General features: G+C 43.4%; 14 protein-coding genes. 11 read left to right on the top strand and 3 right to left on the bottom strand.

Annotated features, from left to right (window positions below; genetic code table 11):
* The first annotated feature begins 21 nt into the window (after positions 1-21).
* From sufC to ACKPVM_RS03750, 5 genes are all read left to right on the top strand, one after another.
* A complete protein-coding gene (sufC, locus tag ACKPVM_RS03770) occupies positions 22-768 on the top strand; it encodes a Fe-S cluster assembly ATPase SufC (RefSeq protein WP_409307032.1) in 747 nt (248 codons plus the stop codon).
* Complete coding sequence (gene sufD, locus ACKPVM_RS03765; protein ID WP_409307030.1) at positions 743-2092, top strand: Fe-S cluster assembly protein SufD; 1350 nt, start codon at positions 743-745, stop codon at positions 2090-2092. The genes sufC and sufD overlap by 26 nt, the downstream gene beginning before the upstream one ends.
* A complete protein-coding gene (gene sufS / locus ACKPVM_RS03760; protein WP_409307029.1) occupies positions 2089-3312 on the top strand; it encodes a cysteine desulfurase SufS in 1224 nt (407 codons plus the stop codon). The genes sufD and sufS overlap by 4 nt, the downstream gene beginning before the upstream one ends.
* Positions 3313-3343: 31 nt before the next feature.
* Positions 3344-3760, top strand: a complete 417-nt coding sequence (gene sufE / locus ACKPVM_RS03755) for a cysteine desulfuration protein SufE (RefSeq protein ID WP_409307027.1) — start codon at positions 3344-3346, stop codon at positions 3758-3760.
* Between the two features lie 412 nt (positions 3761-4172).
* Positions 4173-5195: a L,D-transpeptidase family protein gene (locus tag ACKPVM_RS03750; RefSeq protein ID WP_409307026.1), complete on the top strand. Its 1023-nt coding sequence runs from the start codon at positions 4173-4175 to the stop codon at positions 5193-5195.
* A 176-nt stretch (positions 5196-5371) separates the two neighbouring features.
* On the opposite strand, the gene ACKPVM_RS03745 is transcribed toward ACKPVM_RS03750, so the two are convergent.
* The gene (locus ACKPVM_RS03745) at positions 5372-5608 is read right to left on the bottom strand and encodes a major outer membrane lipoprotein (RefSeq protein ID WP_005970385.1); all 237 of its coding nucleotides are present in this window, start codon (positions 5606-5608) and stop codon (positions 5372-5374) included.
* A 357-nt stretch (positions 5609-5965) separates the two neighbouring features.
* Complete coding sequence (gene pykF / locus ACKPVM_RS03740; RefSeq protein ID WP_409307023.1) at positions 5966-7378, bottom strand: pyruvate kinase PykF; 1413 nt, start codon at positions 7376-7378, stop codon at positions 5966-5968.
* A gap of 669 nt (positions 7379-8047) precedes the next feature.
* Between pykF and licT the strand changes: the two genes are divergently transcribed.
* The 4 genes from licT (at position 8048) to ACKPVM_RS03720 (ending at position 14399) form a co-directional block, all read left to right on the top strand.
* Positions 8048-8911, top strand: coding sequence for a BglG family transcription antiterminator LicT (gene licT, locus ACKPVM_RS03735; RefSeq protein WP_409307380.1), 864 nt, complete (start codon positions 8048-8050; stop codon positions 8909-8911).
* Positions 8912-9223: 312 nt separating this feature from the next.
* Complete coding sequence (gene bglF, locus ACKPVM_RS03730; RefSeq protein WP_409307021.1) at positions 9224-11125, top strand: PTS beta-glucoside transporter subunit IIABC; 1902 nt, start codon at positions 9224-9226, stop codon at positions 11123-11125.
* Between the two features lie 39 nt (positions 11126-11164).
* Positions 11165-12565: a glycoside hydrolase family 1 protein gene (locus tag ACKPVM_RS03725; protein ID WP_409307019.1), complete on the top strand. Its 1401-nt coding sequence runs from the start codon at positions 11165-11167 to the stop codon at positions 12563-12565.
* A 196-nt stretch (positions 12566-12761) separates the two neighbouring features.
* A complete protein-coding gene (locus ACKPVM_RS03720; RefSeq protein WP_409307017.1) occupies positions 12762-14399 on the top strand; it encodes a carbohydrate porin in 1638 nt (545 codons plus the stop codon).
* A gap of 80 nt (positions 14400-14479) precedes the next feature.
* Here ACKPVM_RS03720 and ACKPVM_RS03715 read toward each other — a convergent pair whose 3' ends face one another.
* Positions 14480-15697: an anaerobic sulfatase maturase gene (locus ACKPVM_RS03715; protein WP_409307015.1), complete on the bottom strand. Its 1218-nt coding sequence runs from the start codon at positions 15695-15697 to the stop codon at positions 14480-14482.
* 512 nt (positions 15698-16209) lie between these two features.
* Between ACKPVM_RS03715 and ACKPVM_RS03710 the strand changes: the two genes are divergently transcribed.
* Entirely contained in the window at positions 16210-17913 is a 1704-nt protein-coding gene (locus ACKPVM_RS03710; protein WP_409307013.1) for a sulfatase family protein, read from the top strand.
* A gap of 440 nt (positions 17914-18353) precedes the next feature.
* On the top strand, positions 18354-18794 hold the full coding sequence (locus ACKPVM_RS03705) for a GNAT family N-acetyltransferase (protein WP_409307011.1): 441 nt from the start codon (positions 18354-18356) through the stop codon (positions 18792-18794).
* Positions 18795-19055: the final 261 nt, after the last annotated feature.

The raw sequence follows: 19055 nt of genomic DNA, 5'->3' as shown, positions 1-19055 counted from the left end.
AGGGCGCGGGAAGGATAGAGCATGTTAAGCATCGAAAATTTACACGTCAGCGTTGAAGGCAAAGCGATCATCAATGGACTTAATCTCAACGTTAAGCCCGGAGAAGTGCATGCCATCATGGGGCCAAACGGTTCTGGGAAAAGTACGCTTTCTGCCACGCTGGCTGGCCGGGAAGAGTATGAAGTGACTGACGGTTCAGTCCGCTTCAAAGGTAAAGATTTGCTGGAGTTGGACCCGGAAGATCGTGCTGGTGAAGGTATTTTCATGGCGTTTCAATATCCGGTTGAGATCCCTGGCGTGAGTAACCAGTTTTTCTTACAGACGGCGGTCAATGCCGTACGTAAATATCGTGAGTTGGAGCCTTTGGATCGCTTTGATTTTGCCGATTTTATCGAAGAAAAAATCAAGCTGCTGAAAATGCCAGAGGATTTGCTGACTCGTTCTGTTAACGTCGGTTTCTCCGGCGGTGAAAAAAAACGGAATGATATTTTGCAAATGTCCGCGCTGGAGCCGGATTTGTGCATCCTTGATGAAACCGACTCCGGTCTGGATATTGATGCACTGAAAATCGTGGCTAACGGTGTGAATGCGCTACGTAATGAACAACGTTCGTTCATTATTGTGACGCACTACCAACGCATTCTGGATTACATCAAGCCAGACCATGTGCACGTTCTTTATCAGGGACGCATTGTGAAATCAGGCGATTTCTCGCTGGTGAAACAGTTGGAGGAGCAAGGCTATGGCTGGCTTACCGACGAACAGTAAAACCGTGACCAGTAAAAAAACGGCCCAATCTGGCATTGAACAGAAACAAGAAAAAGCGCTGCAACAGTGGGGGCAATTGTTTGAACGCACAGCGGCAAAGGGTTCAACAGAGGCTTACCGGCACTGGCAGGAGGTTGTCCGTCTCGGTTTGCCGCATCGTAAACACGAGCATTGGAAATATACACCGCTGGATAACCTGTTAGCCCATGAATTTGTTGCCCAGCAGGTATCTGACGTTGTTCCCGATACGCTTGATGAATGGGTTCTGCCCGTGGATGCCTGGCGGCTGGTGTTTATTGATGGTGTCTTCAGCGAATCGCTCAGTGACGCGCAGTGGGGGCCGTATCAGGTCGAGATCAAAACAGGACGGACACACGGCGAATTTCCGTCAGCCGTTCAGTCGGAAGTGTTTTTACACCTGACTGAAAGTTTGGCGGCGCAAAGCACATTGATCCGTCTGGCAGCAAATCAGCAGGCCGAAAAGCCGTTATACCTGTTACATATCAGTAGCAGCCAGGATTCAGCACTGAATACGGTGCATCATCGCCATCACTTGCAGGTTGAACGTGGTGCCAGTGCCCAGATCATTGAACATTACGTCAGTCTGAACCAGCATGCGCACTTCACGGGCGCACGTCTGACGATCAGCGCAGGTGAAAACAGTCGCGTGAGCCACTATAAACTGGCTTTTGAAGCGGCTGCCAGCTATCACTTCTCGCATAACGATCTGGTGTTGTCGCGTGATGCGCAGGTTCGTAGCCACAGTTTTCTGCTTGGAGCGGGGTTGACCCGCAATAACACGAGTGCACAACTGAACGGTGAAGGAACGAATCTGGTGATTAATAGCCTTATTCTGCCTATCGGTAGTGAAGTGTGCGATACCCGAACTTATCTGGAGCATAACAAGGGGTTTGGGGAAAGCCGTCAATTGCATAAAACCATCGTCAGCGATCGTGCTAAAGCCGTATTTAACGGGATGATCAAAGTTGCGCCCGATGCACTGAAAACCGATGGGCAAATGACGAATAACAATCTGTTGTTGGGGCGACTGGCAGAGGTTGATACCAAGCCACAGCTGGAAATCTACGCGGATGATGTGAAGTGCAGTCACGGTGCGACGATAGGGCGCATGGATGAGGAACAATTGTTCTACCTGCGTTCTCGTGGCATTACGCAGCAGGATGCGCATCAGATGATTATCTTTGCTTTTGCCGCCGAGTTGACGGAAGCCATTGAGGATGAATCATTACGTAATGTGATATTAAACCGCATTGCGCACCGTTTGCCCAACGCACAGGCTGAATCAGAAAAGGCAACCTTATGAGCTATCCCATAGAGCAGGTTCGTGCCGATTTCCCATTATTAGCAAAAGAGGTTAATGGGCAACCGTTAGCCTATCTGGACAGTGCGGCTAGCGCGCAGAAACCCCAGGCGGTGATTCAGCGTGAGGCCGACTTCTATCAACATGAATACGCTGCGGTACATCGGGGCATTCATACGTTGAGCGCGCAGGCAACCACGGCGATGGAAGCGGTGCGTGAGCAAGTGGCGAGTTTTATTAATGCCGCGTCGGCGGAAGAGATCGTTTTTGTTCGGGGAACGACAGAAGCGATCAATCTGGTTGCTAACAGCTATGGACGAACATTTCTGCAAGCGGGTGATAATCTCATCATTACGGAAATGGAACATCACGCCAATATCGTTCCCTGGCAAATGCTGGCTGAAGCCCGAGGTGTTGAACTTCGGGTGATCCCGTTGGCGGCGGATGGAACGTTAGATTTGTCTCGTTTGCCCGAATTACTTGATGAACGGACTCGTTTGCTGGCGGTAACGCATATTTCCAACGTACTGGGGACGCTAAATCCGGTTAAGGCCATGATTGCACAGGCGAAAACCGTTGGTGCCGTGGTGCTGGTTGATGGTGCACAATCGATTATGCACCAGACGATCGATGTGCAGGATCTTGACTGCGATTTCTTCGTTTTCTCGGGGCACAAGATTTATGGTCCTTCTGGCATCGGTGTTCTGTATGGCAAACGTGCGCTATTAGAGGCAATGCCGCCGTGGGAAGGCGGAGGCGCGATGATTCGTCAGGTTAGCCTGCGGACGGGAACAACCTATGCGGATTCACCGTGGCGCTTTGAAGCCGGATCGCCCAATACCGCAGGGATTATGGGGTTGGGGGCTGCGCTGAGTTATGTCACGGCGTTGGGGCGTGAGGCCATTCAGCGCTATGAATCATCCCTGATGCATTATGCGTTGGAGGCGTTGGTTCAGGTCCCGGATTTGACGCTATATGGCCCAGCGGATCGTCATGGCGTCATTGCGTTCAATTTAGGGACTCATCATGCTTATGATGTGGGTAGTTTCCTCGATCAGTACGGTATTGCGATTCGTACCGGCCACCATTGTGCGATGCCAGTGATGGATCACTATGCGGTTTCCAGTATGTGCCGCGCCTCGCTTGCCGTTTATACTACACGCGAAGAAATTGACCGGCTGGTTGCCGGGTTGCAACGTATCCATCGATTACTGGGCAACTAAGCCTTGAGCTTTGTTGTCTGGGGAGGAAAAAATGGCAAGTCTGCCGGAACCGCAGAAATTAGTCCGTAATTTTTCGCGTTGTCACAACTGGGAAGAAAAGTACCTTTATATTATTGAACTGGGAGCCCGACTCGAACCGTTGCCAGAAACCTGGCGTCAGCCTGAAAACCTGATTGCCGGTTGCCAAAGTCAAGTCTGGATAATTATGCAGCGCGATGAACAAGGTCGGGTAACGTTGTATGGCGACAGTGATGCCGCCATTGTGAAAGGGTTGATAGCCGTAGTATTTAGTCTCTATCAGGGGCTGACGGTACAAGAGATTGTCGAACGGGATGTGAGGCCTTTCTTTGAGGAGTTAGCGCTGAATCAGCATTTAACACCCTCGCGTTCACAGGGACTGGAGGCCATGCTACGGGCCATCCGCGCTCGAGCGGCAAGCGACCTTTAATTTTTATCTCACAAGGCGAGGCGTTAAATTTCGAATAATATCAATCATGCTAGAGGCCAATAATATTATCCTGAAACGATGTTCTGGATAATTCGGACAACCCATTGTTAACGCATTGACCGAGTTGACGAACATTTTTACCAGAAAGCGCCATGACATTGTGTCCGGCGCTTTTTGCTTTTCATCAAGATGTTACGCACCAATATTTCAGAATGTGTCTATAGATTTATGACAATATGAAATTTATCCTATCCGTAGTTTTGTAAAGAATTGAATATTAATACTTTGATTTTTAAATAAAATATAAATTTTTTCTTACACTGCTAATATAGCTAAATAGGGGTGACTGGAAATTAAATTCTCCAGACCTCGTTTATCAACCGACACTTGAGTTTTGATGTAGGGACTAAGTATGAAACGTGCGTTAACTTTACTTGGTATGGCCTTTGCCACTTATCTGGCAAGCAGCATCGCCAGAGCAACAGAGTATCCATTACCGCCTCCGAATAGCCGTCTTATCGGTGAAAACATTTCGTATACCGTCCCGGACGATGGCCGTCCGTTGGAAGACATCGCCGCTAAATTCAAAATTGGGTTATTGGGCATGTTGGAAGCAAATCCGGGAACCGACCCTTATCTGCCAAAAGCCGGTTCGACACTCACGATCCCAACTCAAATGCTGTTGCCTGACACTCCGCGTGAAGGCATTGTCGTTAACCTGGCCGAGTTACGCCTGTATTACTACCCCAAGGGTAAAAATACTGTGATTGTTTACCCTATCGGGATTGGTCAGTTGGGACGCAATACGCCGTTGATGACAACCACCATCAGGGATAAGCGGGAGAACCCAACCTGGACGCCAACCGCAAATATTCGTAAGCACTATCTTGAAGAACAGGGTATTACGTTGCCAGCCGTTGTACCGGCAGGCCCCGATAATCCGATGGGGTTACATGCATTACGCCTGGCAGCGCACGGCGGGGTTTATTTATTGCATGGCACGAATGCTAATTTTGGTATCGGCATGCGTGTGAGCTCCGGCTGTATCCGTTTAAGACCTGATGACATCAAGGCATTGTTCGACAACGTTCCTGTCGGCACTCGTGTACAGATCGTTAATGATGCGATTAAAACCTCGGTTGAACCCGATGGTAAACGCTATGTCGAGGTGCACCAGCCGTTATCTAAATCGGATAAAGACGATCCGCAAACGATGCCCATTGCGTTGACGGCCAAAGCCAAGAAATTCGTTAAGGATGATGAAACCGATGAAAAAGCCGTGGCTGATGCTATTGCCCGCCGTTCCGGTATGCCTGTTCTGGTGAATATGGGACAGGATATTAAAACGTATGAGGTACCGATGCAGTCCGTTGCGGATGACGCTCAAACGCGTCAGGCTGCGCCCATTACGGCAATCAGTGTCTCTACTCAATAACGCGGGAAAAACTCACTGGCGGCGCGCTTAACGCGCTAAATGAGTTTGCTCATGGGGTGTGATGAAAGCATCCTATGAGTTAAAAAGAAAATGTTCGACAGGTATGGTGACTTGTTGAAAATAGGCAAAAAAAATGGCGCACATTGTGCGCCATTTTCACTACTTAACCAGTTCGATTACTTCTTGTAAGTACGAACTTGGTTGTCCAGACGCTGGTTAGCACGAGCTGCGTCGTCTTTAGCAGCTTGTACGTCAGAGCGGATTGCGTTCACGTCGTTGCTCAGTTGATCAACTTTAGCGTTCAGAGTCTGAACGTCAGAAGACAGTTGGTCAATTTTAGCATTGCTTGAACAACCAGCAAGCAGAGTAGAACCCAGGATTACCGCGCCCAGTACCAGTTTAGTACGATTCATTATTAATACCCTCTAGATTGAGTTAATCTCCATGTAGCGTTACAAGTATTACACAAACTATTTTCTAATGAGAATAAATTTTTGATGAGAACATGCTTAATTTTGATCGTTCGCTCAAAGAAACAGCGAGTTTTACAAAATCATTAAAAAAGTAAGGAAAACAGCATTATTTTTATCGGACAAGTCTGAGGTGTTCGACAATTAGAATTATGTGTTAACTGAAGGCGTTAATTTGGTTACTGGCGGGTGTTTGATAACAACAGAATATAAAAAAGCGCCATTCAAGGCGCTTTTTTAATATGTACATCGCAAAATTTTGTTTAGAGACGATGTTTTTGTTTAAAGACTATGCTTTGTTTAAAGACGATGTACAGATGCGGTATTGGTCGTTCCGGTGGAAACTAATGCACCTGATACCATAACAACGACATCGCCTTCTTGCGCATAGCCACTGTTTAACGCCGCTTCTTTACCGATGCGGTAGAAATCATCCGTTGACGCAATTTCTTTCACTAGCAACGTATCGACGCCTTTGGTCAGCAGCAACTGACGTGCGGTGACTTCGTTTGTGGTCAGCGCCAGAATCCGTGCGTGTGGGAAATATTTACGGATAGATTTTGCTGATTTGCCCCCGCTGGTTGCCACGACAATTAGCGGAGAATCCAGTTTTTCTGCGGTTTCCACTGCGCCACGACATACGGCTTCGGTAATGCGCAATTTGCTAGAATTCTTGATCGTTTCCAAACGGGATTTCATCACGATATCTGTGCGCTGACAGATTGTCGCCATGATCGTTACAGATTCCAGCGGATATTTACCTTTCGCGCTTTCGCCTGACAACATCACTGCGTCAGTACCATCAATAATGGCGTTCGCTACGTCACCTGCTTCTGCGCGGGTAGGGCGTGGGTTTTTAATCATAGAATCCAGCATCTGAGTCGCAGTGATAACGACTTTACGAGCCAGATTACATTTTTCGATCATCATTTTTTGCGCAAAAATCACTTCTTCAACTGGGATTTCAACGCCCAGGTCGCCACGGGCAACCATGATGCCGTCAGAAGCTTCCAGAATTTCATCAAAATTATTCAAACCTTCCTGGTTCTCAATTTTGGAGATGATCTGAATATGTTCTCCGCCATGCGCCTTCAGGTGGGCTCGAATTTCTTCAACATCAGAACGTTTACGGATAAATGAAGCCGCAACAAAATCGACGCCTTGCTCGCAACCAAAGATCAGGTCACGTTTGTCTTTTTCAGCCAATGCAGGCAACTGAATCGAAACACCTGGCAGATTCACGCCTTTGTTTTCGCCCAGATCGCCGTTGTTCAGCACCTTACAGACCACATTGGTGCCTTTAATCTCGGTCACTTGCATGCCGATTAAACCATCATCAACCAAAACGGTATTGCCAACGCTCAGATCTTCAGTGAAACCTGCGTAAGTCACCGCTACGCGTTCTTTATTACCAACAATGCTTTGATCGGTGGTGAACGTGAAGGTTTGACCAGCGGTCAGAGAAACATCTGCACCATTTTCCAGCTTCATCGTGCGGATTTCTGGACCTTTGGTATCCAACAGGATTGCAGCTTGCTTACCCGTTTTTGCCATAACAGAACGCAGGTTTTTGATGCGTTGACCGTGTTCAGCATAATCCCCGTGAGAGAAATTCAGACGCATAACATTCATGCCTGCGGTCAGCATGTTGCTCAGCATCTCTTCTGATTCTGTTTTTGGCCCGATGGTACAAACAATCTTTGTCTTTTTCATACGTTAGTTTCTACAAGTTGTGATGGATAAAAAATGGAGGATCCGACGGCAGCGAGAAACGTGTCTTCGGAAAGAATGCATTTGGAAACAATCTGTGTGAGACGAATTCTTAAAGCGGTAAGTAGGTAAGTATAGATGATGGTGACGAACTGATGATGAAAGCGTAACCAAACATCGCGTATCAATCGCGGGATTAGGGTAGGCGATGCCGTTGATAATAATGTTATTGATAGTGGCACGTTGGTTAGCTGAAACCATTCAATTGAAACGACGTTTTGTATTATAGTTATTAAGCGATGAGAAACAAGGTAGCAAAAGGCATCAAAGCGAATATTTTGCCGTGTTCGCGCAAAAAAACGAACGATTTGTCATTTTTACCTATCTTTGTTGCGCAACTGCACAGGGAAATGCGACATAACCATGACGTTTCCGTGTCGATGAGATTAACAAGAACATGGGTTTTTGGTTTATTTCTGTAGTAAAGGAATAAAGATGTAAAAGAAATGTTTTTCTATCGATCTGCATCACGTTTTTACGCTATTGCGGTTGAGAAGATGACAACAAGTGATAGCTTATCCAATATTGTGGATTGTTACTGCGCAAGCAGGCAAAACCAGATATTCGTTCATAAGACGGGTGTCTGGTTTTTTTGTTTCCAGGGTTTGAATGATGAAGATTGCCAAGATACTCAACAATAATGTCGTCACGGTGATTGACGAAAACAATAATGAGTCGGTTGTCATGGGACGGGGGTTGGGTTTCAAAAAGCACTCTGGCGATCTGCTAGATGAAACACTGATTGAACGTGTGTTTGTTATGAAAAGCGGGGAGCTGACATCGCGTTTGACGGAACTGCTAACAGAAATCCCCATGGATGTAATCACCACGGCAGACAAGATAATTTTGTTGGCTAAAGAACGCCTGCCGGGAAAATTGCAAAACAGTGTTTATATTTCGTTGACGGATCACTGTCATTTTGCGATTGAGCGTCATAAGCAAGGTGTGGATATTCGTAATGCTCTGCTGTGGGAGATCAAACGACTCTATCCAAAAGAATTTAGCGTAGGTTTGGAAGCGCTGGATATTATTGCACAACGGTTGGGAGTGCGTTTACCGGAAGATGAGGCGGGTTTTATCGCGTTGCATCTGGTTAATGCTCAGCTTGATAGCGAAATGCCTGAAGTTTTACAAATTACTAAAATTATGCAGGAAATACTGAATGTCGTGAAATATCAGTTAAACCTGAATTATGATGAGCAAGCATTAAGCTATCATCGTTTTGTTACACATTTGAAATTCTTTGCGCAACGACTTATTGGGAAAAATACGGTTTTTAGCGATGATGAATCTTTACATGATGTCGTTAAAGAAAGATACGTATTGTCTTATCGGTGCGCTGAAAAAATTCAGACTCATATCGATAAACAGTACCATTATATGCTGACGAAAGAAGAACTCATGTTTTTGACTATTAATATTGAACGGGTACGGACTGAAGGTCAGGAAAAAGAAGAGAAAGGTGATGGAGAATAAATTAGCAGTTAATTTGCTGCTTATCACATAATAATCATATGGCAGAACAAATTCCCTTGCGGATAGTAAAAGTTACAGAATACAATGCGAGAGGGATGGATTATCAGATAAAATGAATTTTTGTCAGCGTGTGGATAATGCTGATTTTTGAGCAGGATTGTTACTGTCGGGCTAATTTGGTCAGGCGGGCAAAACCTAAATCGTTTTCTCAATATTTATTGGGAAAAGCGATTTGGGTTTTTTTTTGTCTCAAAACAGCGTCAGTAAATTAACATATTGATGTATAAGTCTGTTTAGCATTAAGGATAGGCAATGGAATACAAAACATTAGCAGGTGAGATACTTGATGGTGTCGGTGGTCGTGACAACATCATCAGTGTTATACACTGTGCAACCAGGCTACGTTTTAAATTAAAAGATAACAAAAAAGCGGATGCTGCTACGCTGAAAAATAATCCCGGTGTGATTATGGTTGTTGAAAGCGGAGGGCAGTTTCAAGTTGTTGTCGGTAATCATGTCAGCGATGTCTATCATGGCTTGCTTCATGTCGCTGGAATGAATGAACAGACTGACTCTTCAAATAACGACGAAAGTGAAGAAAAGAAGGGGAATATTCTTTCTCGCTTTATTGATATCATTTCCGGAATATTTACGCCGCTAATTGGGGTAATGGCCGCCTCCGGTATATTAAAAGGATTTCTCGCCCTTAGCTTGGTCTGTGGTTGGATTGTCGAAACAAATGGCACCTATAAAGTATTATTTGCCGCCAGTGATGCATTGTTCTTTTTCTTCCCTGTCGTTCTGGGTTATACGGCAGGAAAGAAATTTGGCGGGAATCCTTTTGTAACCATGGTTATTGGTGCGACGTTGGTTCATCCGTCAATGATTGCTGAATTTGGTGCAATGCAAAATCCGGATTACCAGCAACTCTATTTTCTCGGTATTCCAGTTACGTTCATTAATTATTCCTCTTCCGTTATCCCGATTATTTTCTCGGCCTGGCTTTCTTCACGCCTGGAAAAACCATTGAATGCGATATTACATATTAATATCCGTAACTTCTTCACGCCAATGTTGTGTCTCTGCATTACTGTGCCGATTACGTTCTTATTGATTGGACCTGCGGCGACTTGGATTGGTCACATGTTGGCGAATGGCTATCAGTTTATTTATGGCCTTAATGCCAGCATTGCCGGTGCCTTAATGGGCGGTTTATGGCAGGTGTTTGTTATTTTCGGTTTGCATTGGGGGCTTGTGCCACTAATGATCAACAACCTTACTGTACTGGGCCATGATACCATGGTGCCACTGCTGATCCCTGCCGTACTGGGGCAAGCTGGCGCGGTGCTGGGTGTATTGTTGCGCACCCGAGATATGAAGCTCAAAGGCATTTCTGGTTCGGCGCTCTCGGCGGCTATTTTTGGTATTACTGAACCTGCGGTATACGGTGTCACATTACCGTTGAAACGTCCCTTTATTTTCGGGTGTATTGGCGGCGCGATGGGGGCGGCGGTTCTGGGGTTCTTCCATACCACCATTTATTCTTTCGGTTTCCCGAGTATCTTCACTTTTACCCAGGTTATCCCTCCTTCAGGCATCGATAATACGGTCTGGGCCGCTATTATTGGCACCTTGATTGCGTTTACGTTTGCTGCAATGGCCACTTGGGCTTTCGGTATTCCACAACAGGAAAAAGCCGCCGTTGAGCCAGCGGCGCCAGTACCCGCAACGCCTTCTCATCGCGACGTAACACGTAAGCAGGTGATTTATAGCCCGATTAACGGCACGCTGCTGTCGCTGGATCAAGTTCCCGATCAAACGTTTGCCAGTGGTTTGATGGGGAAAGGGATTGCAATTAAACCCCATTCAGGACGCGTTGTTTCTCCGGTCAACGGTACGATTGCTTCCCTATTCAAAACTAATCACGCCATTGGATTAGAGTCGGAAGATGGCGCAGAAATTCTCATTCATGTGGGTATCGATACGGTGAAATTGGATGGTCAGTATTTCACCGCACATATCAAAACCGGCGATGTGGTAAAGCAGGGCGATCTCCTGGTTGAGTTTGATCATCAGGCAATTGAGCAAGCCGGCTATGACACCATCACCCCGGTCATTATCACTAACACCGAAGATTACATTGATGTTCTGACCACGATATCTGCGGGTGAAGACGTGCAAGAACAGGCCGCGTTATTAACGCTCATCCGGTAATCCTTATTTTCATTTGCCATTGACGAAAGGGAGAGATAAATGACTCAACATTTTCCAGAAAACTTTTTATGGGGCGGCGCGATCGCTGCGAATCAGGTTGAAGGCGCGTATTTAACGGATGGTAAAGGGCTATCGACATCTGATTTACAACCGCACGGTATCTTTGGTGAAGTTGTCGAACGGACGCCCGGAGATTCAGGTATTAAGGATGTCGCGATTGATTTCTATCACCGCTATCAAGAGGATATCGCTCTGTTTGCGGAAATGGGCTTCAAATGTCTGCGGCTTTCTATCGCCTGGTCGCGCATTTTTCCTCAGGGTGACGAAGAAACGCCGAATGAGGCGGGGCTGGCTTTTTACGATCGGGTGTTTGATGAACTGGCGAAGCATAATATTCAGCCATTAGTGACATTGTCACATTATGAAATGCCGTATGGTCTGGTAAAAAACTATGGTGGATGGGGCAATCGAAAAACGATTGCGTTTTTTGAACGCTATGCCCGCACGGTGTTTGCCCGTTATCAGCATAAAGTCAAACATTGGCTGACCTTTAACGAAATTAACTGTGCATTACATGCGCCGTTTACCGGAATCGGTTTACCGACGGGGAATAACAGTAGCAAGCAGGATATTTATCAGGCCATTCACCACCAGTTGGTTGCCAGTGCGAAAGCAGTAAAGGCCTGCCATGAAATGATTCCAGATGCCAAGATTGGCAATATGATGCTGGGGTCGATGTTCTATCCGCTAACCTGTAAGCCTTCCGATGTCATGGAAACGTTACAGCAAAACCGTGATTGGCTATTCTTCGGCGATGTTCAGGCCAGAGGATATTATCCGGCTTATATGAACCGTTTTTTTGCACAACATGGCATTGAACTGACGGTGACGGAAGATGATCGCCAGTCTCTGAAAGAAACTATCGATTTTATTTCATTCAGCTATTACATGACGGGGTGCGTAACGGCTGATGCAGAAATGAACCTAAAAGCCAGAGGGAATATTTTGAATATGGTGCCAAACCCGCATCTGGAAAGTTCAGAATGGGGTTGGCAGATCGATCCAGAAGGGCTGCGTTATTTGCTGAATTACCTTTATGACCGTTATCAAAAACCATTATTTGTGGTGGAAAATGGGCTGGGCGCAAAAGATCAGATCGAAAGTGACGGCAGCATTAATGATGATTACCGTATCCAATACCTGAACGATCATCTTTATCAGATGGGTGAAGCTTTGCAAGATGGCGTTGAGATCATGGGATATACCTGCTGGGGACCAATTGATCTGGTGAGTGCGTCAAAAGCGGAAATGTCGAAGCGTTACGGGTTTATTTATGTCGATCGCGATGATAGCGGTAATGGCTCATTAGAACGCCGTCGCAAGAAAAGTTTTTATTGGTATAAAGAAGTGATCAACAGCCAGGGGAAACACCTTAAATAAGTGTGTTATCTATAGGGAAAGTGATTTTCATCTTTCCCTATAGAGGGATATGAAGATGAATAATTAAATTTTATAAATAATTAAGATAGGAGAGTGTATTTCGGTACGCTTATTGATTTTTATTATTTTATGACATCTTGCAACTCGGAACTAATAAAACGGATTTGTAACTGTACTCATACTTTCAGGGGTTGATATGAAAAATAGAAAGACGTTAGCAATAATTATTGCTGCTATCTGTACTGGCTCTTCTGGTTATATTGGAGCGGTTAGCGCTAGTGAATTGACTCTAGAACAACGCATGATTATGCTTGAAAAAGCATTAGAGAAAAATCAAAAAGAGTTAGAATCAACTAAAGCGGAACTAAAGTCTTGGAAAGAAAAAGTAAATGATAAGACCACAGTAGTGGCCGCTAATAAATCAGAAAAACCTGTTAAAAGTAATCAAGCTAAACTGGTCATGCAGGCTGTTGATGAAAAATCAACGGTTAATGTGACGACTACAACAAAAGAAGGTAGTAAAGAAAATAATGATATCACTCTAAAAGATATCAGTAAATTTGTTAAAGATGACATCGGCTTCACCTATTCTGGCTATTTTCGTGCAGGGTATGCAACCGCTTCTAATGGATCGCCAGAAGGATGGGCTCCTGGTGCTTTAGGGCGCTTCGGGAATGAGCATAATGGATGGTTTGATTTTATTTTAAAGCAAAGGGTTTATTCACAGAATAATAGAAGTGCGCACGCTATTGTTAAGTTAGATGGTGTAGTTGGGCAACAATATGCCGCAGGGTGGTTTGGTGAAACTCCCGAAACAGAGAATAGATTACAGTTTTCAGATTTGTATGTGACAACAAAAGGGTTCCTCCCATTTGCACCAGAAGCTGATTTTTGGGTTGGTAAGCATGCATTACCATTTTACGAAATACAGATGTTAGACTGGAAAAGCCATCGTTCTGGTGTCGGTGCCGGTGTAGGGATAGAAAACGTCAATGTAGGTCCTGGTAAATTAGATATGGCTCTGACGCGTGAAGATCTTAATTTAAGAAAAACTGATGCGACAGATAGAACGACAAAGCAGGCTAATACCAACACTATTGAAATGCGTTATAAAAAAATTCCTCTTTGGGATAAGGCCGATATATCCGTGACCGGAAAATATATGATGGCTAATAAGAGTGATTCGCAGAAAAGTGGTGAAAGAAATGGAGAGTATTTCAATTTAAAAGATAGTTATCTTGCTAGTGTGATATTAAACCAAAAATTAAGCCCTAAAGGGTTTAATGAGTTTACTTTCCAAATTGCGAATAACTCGATTGCCAGTAATTTGTCTCGGTATACGAACTCTAACCCATTTACTGGTGATGGGGTCTTGCCTACTTATAGTGGCGAGCATAGTGGGAATACATGGAGATTGATTTCTCAAGGAGAAATGTATCTTACTGACAACATTATTATGGCGAATGCTCTAGTCTATTCACAAGGTAATAATATTTATAGTCCATACACAGGTGAGAACAGCGACTTTAATAGTATAAGTGGTGCTGTTAGACCGGCTTGGATTTGGGATAACTATAACCAAACTGGTATTGAGTTAGGATATTTTAATCAAAATAATAAAGATAAATTAGGCGTTAATTATAAACAGTCTGGTGTGAAAACAACATTATTCCATACGATCAAGGTGGATACGAGTATGTTATCATCTAGGCCAGAAATCCGTTTTTATGGAACATGGTTACGCGTATTGGATAATGAATTGGATAAATTTACTTTCCGAGATGATAAACAAGATCAATTGAGCGTAGGTGTACAAGCAGAGGTTTGGTGGTAGTTTACTAGCCTAAAATGATATTTAAAAAAACACGATGGGAGTGATTTTTTCTCATCGTGTTTTTTGTTATGTGTTTTTTATTATGAATAACTTTGTTTGATCGTCTTACGTATTTTAGTCGGTGTGGCCTGATGTTGTATCATATTTAATATCATTTGCATTTTTGGTAATACATGAGTGAGGTGAACATCAAACCCACGGCATAGATAGTGTTTATTCGGACGGCCATCGCGGGAAAGGGAAAAACGGTGTTTTGGACATCCACCATTACAGACAAATTTCACAGGGCAGGATAAGCAATCCTTGCTAATGTGAGTCAGTTTTCGTTCCCCAAAAGCAATATTTTCTGGTGAGTTTACCAATGCTACTAGATCATCATTATTAATGTTGCCTAGTTTATTTTCTGGATAAACAAAGTGGTCGCAGGAATATACATCGCCATTGGCCTCCACTATTAGATTACCCCCGCATACTTCGTTAATGACACAAGCGCTTGCCATTCCCGCCATTTTAGCCATGGTATGTTCGAAATTCATGACAAAGACTGAACCTAAATCTTTTTGTGACCATTCATCAAAAATTGTGTTAAGAAAGCGTCCCCATGCTGCGGGTGGTACTGACCATGATTCCACATGGCACTGACCTGAAAAATCAGGTTGAATTAAAGTTAACCCATTTTCGTCGGGTAAGGTTGCTCGTCTTTCAACTAATGGGATAAATTGCATATAACGACTACCGATACGTTTCAGAAAACGATAAACATCCAGGGGGCGTTGAACGTTCTCTGCATTAACGACGGTCAGTGTATTGAACTCGACATGGTGACGTTGTAGTGAACTTAAACCAGCCATAACCGAATCAAATGTACTTTTCCCAGCTCGAGTTAGTCGATGAGCATCATTACTGATACGATCACCGTCAATAGATAAGCCAACTAGAAAGTTGTGCTCTTTTAAGAAACGGGCCCAGTTATCGTCAATGTTCGTCCCATTAGTCTGGAAATAGTTATTTATTTGTTTATTGCCACGATATAAATTCTGTAGTCGAATTGCTTCATGAAAAAAATCGATACCTAACAGCGTGGGCTCTCCTCCTTGCCAAAGAAAATCGACCACATCTGCTTTTTGCCCAGCGATATTTTTTTTGACATAATTTTCTAAAGTAATATTGTCCATTTTCCAGCGATTTTTTCGTTCTGGGTATAGATGTTCTTTTTCTAGATAGAAGCAATACGAGCAGTCAATATTACACACTGAGCCTGAAGGTTTTGCCATCAGTTGGAAATTTTGTATTTTCATACTCATACTGCCCTCTAATAACATTGTTTTACGTGATATATCTCTGTGCTGAAAACAAAAAAACCTGACAGGTGTTGGTCTATTTATAGACAACGCTTGTCAGGTTTCGCCCAATACTTCGGTAACGATCTCAATATCTATCATACCAAAAGGATGATACATATCAATATTACTAGATAGGTAATGAGAGTTTATGGCATGTTCTATAAACATTAAGGCTATTGTATTGATAACGATATGAAAATAACCTAATGATTACAGTTGTATTTTAGACGATCATTTTAGTCGCTAATTTTTAGCTATTGACGATGCAACTGCTGCAAATTTTATATCTTTGAGAGTGATCAAACTCACAGATGTGTTGCAGTCATATTGAATTAAAACATTTTTGCGTCATTCTATAGGAACAAACAGGGCGTAACGCTGTATGAACGTGACCTGACGCAGATTGAGCATAACTCGATCTGCGTCAGGTTTTTTTTTGGGCTTTATCCAGGAAAAAGAGGTCAACTATGAATACTTTTGCACGTAGTGCTATTGCACTATGTTGTTTGCAAGCACTAAGTAGTTCTGTACAAGCAGCAGACAAAATGGTGCCGAATAAAGCTGGAAATAACGCTGAATCGCAGCGTCCAAATATTGTATATATCTTGTTAGATGATCAGCGCTATGATGCATTCGGCTTTATCAATGATCGCATTAAAACGCCTCATATGGATGAGATTGCGCATAATGGGACATGGTTTAAAAACGCATTTGTTACTACTTCGCTTTGTTCACCCAGCCGTGCCAGCATTTTGACCGGTATGTATGTCCATAATCACGGTGTATCAGATAACAATCCAACTGACTTATCCAAACTACGCTATTTCCCTGAAAAATTGCGTGAGAGCGGTTATCAAACAGGCTTCTTCGGTAAATGGCATTTTGGTGGGGCAGATCAAACAGCGAAAGCTGGGTTTGCTGGGTTTGACCGTTGGGTAGGGTTATTAGGCCAAGGAGATTACTATCCAATAAATATGTTCGGTGAGCAAGCTAAGCTGAATATCGATGGCAAGTTGGTGCCACAGAAAGGGTATATTACAGATGAGTTAACTGATTATGCCGTTAACTGGCTTGATGGTATTGATAAAAAGAAACCATTCATGATGTATCTGTCACATAAGGGTGTCCATTCCGATTTTTATCCTGCGACCAGACATAAAGGTTCAATGGATAAGGTGACTTTCCCATTACCAGATACTTATGCTGATACACCTGAGAATTATGAAGGTAAGCCCATGTGGGTTAAAAATCAGCGGAATAGCTGGCATGGTGTAGATTATCCGTATAATAAAAAAATGGATATACAGCAGTTCCAGCGTGATTATTATGAAACATTGCGTTCGGTCGATGACAGTGTAGGTAGAGTACAGGAATGGCTGAAAGCTAATGGCTTGGATAAAAATACCATTGTCATGGTGATGGGGGATAATGGTTTTTCATTCGGTGAACATGGCCTGACTGATAAACGTTCTGCCTATGAAACCTCTATGCGCGTACCACTTATCGCATCTGGTCCAGGTTTTGGTAAAGGGGAAGTTGTTGAAGATCTGGTCGCTAACATTGATATTGCACCTACATTCCTGGAAGCGGCAGGAGTAGAGAAGCCGAAAAACTATGATGGTAATAGTTTCCTAAATATCAATAAAGAACAAGAAAAGAAAGAAAAACGTAAAGACTACTTCGCGTATGAATATTTCTGGGAATACGATTTCCCATATACACCAACGACTTTTGCTATTCGCACGCCAGAATTTAAATATATTCAGTATTATGGTGTATGGGATACAGAAGAACTGTATGACATGAAAAATGATCCGGATGAAAAGCATAATCTTATTACATCTAAAGATAAGAGTCTTATTGAGACAAAAATTGCTCTTCGTAAGAAATTATATGACGAGTTAAAGGATCATAATGGAAACAACATTATCCCTTACAACCAAAGGACAAAAGAGGGGCAAGTTTTCCGTTATCAGGAAACAGGGAAGAAAATGGCTGATTTCCCAGATAAATGGCTACGAGGGGATAACCCACGTGATAAATGGTCCGGAATCATCCCAGAGACTGTAGACAAAGATGCTGTTGGTGAAAAAGTCTTTGTTTCATTTGAAAAAGCTGATCAAATGGTCAAAGATTTAATGAGTAAAGAGACTGAAAAACAGAAAAAATAATAGAAGTGATATTTAAATAGACGAACAGAGGTAGTCATCCTATATGACTATCTCTGTTCATATAGTCTATTTTACTATGCTTGATATGATTATCAATCGGGGTGTTTTTTTACTTTAATCGTGTTAAGTCGATAAATATTCAATGTTCCTGTATTGTAGATTCAGATATTAACCTTATCGATGAGCACACGTAGTTGAGTGTCAAAAAGCTGTCATACAGTGTCTATTGTTTAGATAGACATTGTAATAGCATTCTATTTGTATTAGCTCAGTTTTAGCCCGACATTGTTTTCTGGCTGCATTTGCTCAAATTAGGCTGGCAGTTTTGAGCAGGGAAGGGGCGTCACATTATCCTCTTTTCATTCTGTATAAAAGCATCTGATAGGGTATGTTAGGTGTCATGATTACGCACTATTTCTACCATGCAGAGATAAGATTCAATGGGAATAGAGATAAGACAAGCACGGCCATCAGATGTTGATGCTATTTTCATCGTTAGAACATCAGTCGTTGACAATCATCTCAGCCGTGAAGAAATGCGTCAGATAGGGATCACCGAAGACATTGTGACCGATATGATAGCGCACAGCCCTTGTGCCTGGGTCGCGGCGGATAATGAAGTCATTGTCGGTTTTTCCATGATTTTGCCGGATGAAGGTTGTCTTTTTGCTGCATTTGTTCTTCCTGATTATGAAAATAAAGGAATAGGTAGTGAACTTGTGGGGTGTGCTGAGCAAGAATTATTTAAACATCATGAAATAGTCTGGTTGGAAACGGCAAAAAATAGCCGTGCGGTGAAATTTTACAAGCATCTGGGCTGGGGTAATGAAACGGATATTGATGATGGCGATGTCCGACTAGAGAAATACAAAATGAGTTAAATCAATAAAAAACGCTGAATCGCAAATCCATGCATGAATGGTTCCTGAACCGATCGTAACCAACTTTCCTTTCTCTCTGCCCACCTGTAGCGGTGTGCTTGGCTTCACTCCGTAGGCAAACAGTATGCCGCTATATCGGAAATTTCAGAATAATCACTACACACTGTGAGACCTCAGCCTGCTAAAGAATTTCTGGTTCAGGAGCCAAACGATGACCTTCTGCGCTTTATAGAATGATACGAGGTTGTTTTCTCTTGGATG

The sequence above is a fragment of the Pectobacterium hainanensis genome, assembly GCF_046237015.1.
GTDB lineage: Bacteria > Pseudomonadota > Gammaproteobacteria > Enterobacterales > Enterobacteriaceae > JBJYIN01.
Note: the sequence above shows the minus strand (reverse complement) of the source record. Positions and strands in the feature narration are given on the sequence as shown.

Excerpts from the sequence above, each read along its gene's own strand:
- sufC (WP_409307032.1), top strand. The coding sequence starts at position 22 with ATGTTAAGCATCGAAAATTTACACGTCAGCGTTGAAGGCAAAGCGATC.
- sufD (WP_409307030.1), top strand. The coding sequence starts at position 743 with ATGGCTGGCTTACCGACGAACAGTAAAACCGTGACCAGTAAAAAAACG.
- sufS (WP_409307029.1), top strand. The coding sequence starts at position 2,089 with ATGAGCTATCCCATAGAGCAGGTTCGTGCCGATTTCCCATTATTAGCA.
- sufE (WP_409307027.1), top strand. The coding sequence starts at position 3,344 with ATGGCAAGTCTGCCGGAACCGCAGAAATTAGTCCGTAATTTTTCGCGT.
- ACKPVM_RS03750 (WP_409307026.1), top strand. The coding sequence starts at position 4,173 with ATGAAACGTGCGTTAACTTTACTTGGTATGGCCTTTGCCACTTATCTG.
- ACKPVM_RS03745 (WP_005970385.1), bottom strand. The coding sequence starts at position 5,608 with ATGAATCGTACTAAACTGGTACTGGGCGCGGTAATCCTGGGTTCTACT.
- pykF (WP_409307023.1), bottom strand. The coding sequence starts at position 7,378 with ATGAAAAAGACAAAGATTGTTTGTACCATCGGGCCAAAAACAGAATCA.
- licT (WP_409307380.1), top strand. The coding sequence starts at position 8,048 with ATGAAGATTGCCAAGATACTCAACAATAATGTCGTCACGGTGATTGAC.
- bglF (WP_409307021.1), top strand. The coding sequence starts at position 9,224 with ATGGAATACAAAACATTAGCAGGTGAGATACTTGATGGTGTCGGTGGT.
- ACKPVM_RS03725 (WP_409307019.1), top strand. The coding sequence starts at position 11,165 with ATGACTCAACATTTTCCAGAAAACTTTTTATGGGGCGGCGCGATCGCT.
- ACKPVM_RS03720 (WP_409307017.1), top strand. The coding sequence starts at position 12,762 with ATGAAAAATAGAAAGACGTTAGCAATAATTATTGCTGCTATCTGTACT.
- ACKPVM_RS03715 (WP_409307015.1), bottom strand. The coding sequence starts at position 15,697 with ATGAAAATACAAAATTTCCAACTGATGGCAAAACCTTCAGGCTCAGTG.
- ACKPVM_RS03710 (WP_409307013.1), top strand. The coding sequence starts at position 16,210 with ATGAATACTTTTGCACGTAGTGCTATTGCACTATGTTGTTTGCAAGCA.
- ACKPVM_RS03705 (WP_409307011.1), top strand. The coding sequence starts at position 18,354 with ATGGGAATAGAGATAAGACAAGCACGGCCATCAGATGTTGATGCTATT.